This window comes from Xanthovirga aplysinae, from assembly GCF_009711365.1.
Taxonomy (GTDB): Bacteria; Bacteroidota; Bacteroidia; order Cytophagales; family Cyclobacteriaceae; genus Xanthovirga; species Xanthovirga aplysinae.
Genome location: NZ_SMMB01000814.1, coordinates 1 through 4,257 on the forward strand (window position 1 = coordinate 1; position 4,257 = coordinate 4,257).

Annotated in this window: 2 protein-coding genes; one reads left to right on the top strand and one right to left on the bottom strand. The window is 38.5% G+C overall.

Annotation, left to right across the window (positions count from 1 at the left end; translation table 11 throughout):
• On the top strand, window positions 1–3,272 hold a 3,272-nt coding region (locus tag E1171_RS06110), incomplete at its 5' end, for a S41 family peptidase (RefSeq protein WP_343031303.1).
• A 123-nt stretch (window positions 3,273–3,395) separates the two neighbouring features.
• On the opposite strand, the gene E1171_RS06115 is transcribed toward E1171_RS06110, so the two are convergent.
• On the bottom strand, window positions 3,396–4,257 hold an 862-nt coding region (locus E1171_RS06115), incomplete at its 5' end, for an alpha/beta hydrolase family protein (RefSeq protein WP_155205110.1).

Below are 4,257 nucleotides of genomic sequence, written 5' to 3' on the forward strand. Positions count from 1 at the left end.
TTAATACAACTACCATACATGCTATGATTTCAAAAAGACATTTTTTTTCAACTGCATGTGCGATACTTTTTGGAAGTCTGACAGTTTTTGGCCAATCAGACCCATTAGTACGCTATCCTGCAGTGAACATTGATGGGACCCAAATTGCATTTAGCTTTCAAGGGGACATCTGGACTGCAAACATCGATGGGCAAAACCCAAAACGATTAACTGTTCATCAAGCCTATGAGGGAAATCCCATTTGGAGCCCTGATGATCAACAAATAGCTTTTTCTGCCAATCGATATGGTCAAAATGATATATATGTAATTCCTTCAAATGGAGGTTTGGCTAAACGATTAACCTATTATTCTGCCAGTGATAAAATTACGGATTGGACTCAAGACGGCACTCTCCTCTTTACCACCAGCAGACTTTATAAACAAGTAGAACGTGATAATGAAATCTATGGTGTTCCAGCCAATGGTGGCACACCGGTTCGAATGCTAGACGCATTAGGACACATGCCTAAAGAGTCCCCAAATGGCCGCTTTATAGCGCTGACTATTGGATATTGCAGAATTTCCCGGGAGGATTATCGAGGGCCAGCCAACAAAAATATTTGGCTTTATGACAAAAATAAGGACAGCTATATCCAATTGACCACTGATGAAGGGAATGAATTTCAGCCAGTGTGGGGTAACGATAAAACATTATATTTTATTAGTGCCAAATCGGGCCGTTATAACATCCATAAACTGAACTTAAACCAGGAAGGGCAGGTTATGGGAAAACCTGAACAAGTAACCCACTTCAGAAAAAACGGCATCACCTATTTTGATGTGAGTAAAAACGGGAAAACTTTGGTCATGGAAAGCTTAGGTAGCTTTTATCGCCTAGACTCAGGAGATCAGCAGCCTGAAAAAATCAATTTACAGATCTCTGCGGATTACCACTTGGATCCCACAGAAAGAAAAACTTATTCCAATGGTATAGACAATTATGCAGTGTCTCCAAATGGAACTTATAGCGCTATTGAAATAAGGGGAGAGATCTTTGTCAAAGAGAATAATAAAGAAAAAAAACGATCTGTTAATCTTTCCAATCACCCCTACAGAGACAAAAGCCCAATCTGGCTCAATGACTCTTCCCTGATCTTTACTTCCGACCGTGCGGGACAATATGAATTATACTTAGTTCATTCTTCCGACCCCAACAAAACAGACATCTTCAAAAGTTTAAAACATGAAGTGGTCAGGTTAACCAATTCAGCAGAAGATATTACAAATCCCGTGATCTCTCCTGATAGGAGAAAGATTGCTTACCAACTGGGCAGAAAAAAATTAATAGTAGCCGATATCAATAGTAATGGAAAATTAAGCAATCGAAAAGTACTACAAGATGGTTGGAACAGTGCTGATGATGTAAGTTGGAGTCCTGACAGTAAATGGATTGCTTTTTCACAATCTGACCTTGATTTTAACCGGGAGATTTTTATTCAGGCAGCAGATAACAGTAAACCGGCCCAAAATGTAAGTATGCACCCCAAATCTGACCATTCTCCTGTTTGGAGTCCTGATGGTTCGAAATTAGGCTTTATTTCCGCTAGAAACGAAAAAGATAACGACATTTGGTTTGTCTGGTTAAGCAAATCAGAATGGAATAAATCCCGTATTGATCGAGAAGAAGGCCTTTATTACGAAGAAGTTCAAAAATCAGAAAAAGAAAATTCCAAAAAGAAAAAAGGGAATAAGAAGAAAGAAAAGGAAGCTAAAGAGGATGTAGAACCAATTGTAATTGATTTTGATAAGATTTACGATCGGTTGGAAAGGCTAACTGCCCTACCTGGAGATGAAGGTAATTTATCCATTTCCAAAGATGGAGATACTTTCTTCTTTACCACTCAAAACCCAAAAAATGGTAAATCAGATTTATTTAGCATAAAATATACTGGGGAAGACATCAAGCAATTGACCAATGGAGGGCAAAAACCTTACCGTACTCTTTTGGATCCAGATGGAAAGCACCTGTATTATTTGAAAAGTGGTGCAGAGGCGCGTATTGAAATAAAAAGCTCAAAAACAGAAAGCCTCCCACATAAAGCCATTATGACTATTGATCATAAGCAGGAGAGGGAACAAATTTTTGAAGAAGCCTGGAGCACCTTAAATCAAGGTTTCTATGACCCTGACTTTCACGGTTATGATTGGAAAACTTTGAAAGCTGAATACAAACCTCTCTGCTTAAAAGCCTCTACTGAAACAGACTTTAGGGACATGTTTAACTTCATGTTAGGCCAATTAAATGCCAGCCACATGGGACTATATGGTAGTGACAGAGCAGACCTACAAAAAGATAGGACAGGGTTCTTAGGGATTGAAGTAGAGCCATTAAAAAATGGTGTAAAAATAACCCATGTAGTACCAAATTCCCCGGCAGATAAATTACAAAGCAAATTACATGAAGGAGATATTATCCTCAGCGTTGATGGACAAGAAATTGGCCTTGAACAAAACTTCTATGAATTACTGGCCAACACAGCTGGAGAACAGGTAATTTTAGATGTAAAGGGAAAAGATCGTGGAGTAGTCATTCGACCAGCAAAAAGCCTTAGAAAAGAAAAATATGAGGAATGGGTTGCTGAACGGAAAAAACTAGTGGAAAAGTATTCTAATGGTCGACTAGGATACATTCACATTCAGGGAATGAATATGCCTAGCTTTGAACGATTTGAAAGAGAGTTGACTGCTAGCGGTTATGGAAAAGAAGGAATTGTTATTGATGTTCGCTTTAATGGTGGAGGCTGGACTACGGATTACCTAATGGCCGTTTTGGATGTACGCCAACATGCTTACACTGTTCCAAGAGGAGCTACAGATAATTTGGTAAAAAACAACCAACAATTTAACCAACATTATCCTTATGGAGAACGCTTGCCATTAGCTGCTTGGACAAAACCTTCCATTGCACTATGTAATACCAACAGTTATTCCAATGCAGAAATCTTTTCCCATGCCTATAAGACTTTAGATCTGGGAACATTGGTAGGAACTCCTACTTTTGGGGCTGTAATTTCAACAGGCGGACGAAAGTTAATTGATGGTTCTAGAGTAAGATTACCATTCAGAGCCTGGTATGTGAAAGCTACAGGTGAAAATATGGAACTCGGTCCAGCCGTTCCTGATATTGTTATCGACAATGCTCCCGATAGCAAAGCAAAAGGAGAAGATGAGCAGCTGAAAAAAGCCACAGAAGAATTGCTCAAGCAAATAGATCAAAAAAAGAACAGTTAAAAATAAGAAGGAGATCAATTTCTTGATCTCCTTTTTTATTTTCTCCCATTAAGCACAATAGCTGCCTTTCCACTATTTACTAAATCCAATAATTTACTTAGTAGAAATTGTTATTAGATTTTTTTACATACTTTCTGCTTGAGCTACATTTTCCTTCAGATATTTATCCAAGAAAGTTAGAATTCCACCATATCCCTTGATTTCATTTTCCTTTTTAATAAAACCATGTCCTTCATCTGGAAAGACCACATAATCTACAGGAACATTATTCTTTTTAATGGCTTCTACGATTTCATCGGATTCAACCTGCAAAACCCTAGGGTCATTGGCTCCCTGTAGAACCATTACTGGATTCTTAATCTGATCCGCATGGAATAATGGAGAAATATTGTACAGCCGAACAGAATCTTCGGTAAAAGGATCTCCCAATTCTTCATAAAGGGCTTCTCTAAAAGATTCCCAATATGGAGGAATTGATTTTAATGTCCTTAGCCAATTGGTAACCCCAAAAATATTCACCCCAACCTTAAATTCCTCAGGTTCAAAAGCCATTGCTGCCATGGTCATATATCCTCCATAACTACCTCCTATTATTCCAATCCTTTCAGGATCAATATAACCCTGTTCTTGCAACCACTTTTTACCCCAAACACAATCTTTTAAATCCTTATCTCCGTGATTGCGATCATCCATTTTATAAAAAGTTTTTCCATACCCACTACTACCCCGATTGTTTACCGCGAGAATGGCATAGCCATGGTTAACCAAATACTGTATCAAAGAAAAATAGCCTGTTCTGGATTGACCACCTGGCCCACCATGCACCCATACCAAAGCGGGTACTGGATCTTCTTTTGAGGCATTTATTGGTTTATAGTAAATGGCAGGAATTTCTAAACCATCAAAAGAAGGATAACGCACTACCTCTGCCGCCACCAAGTTTTCTGGGTCGATTTCAGAATTAAGTGTTTCGGTTAATTTCTTC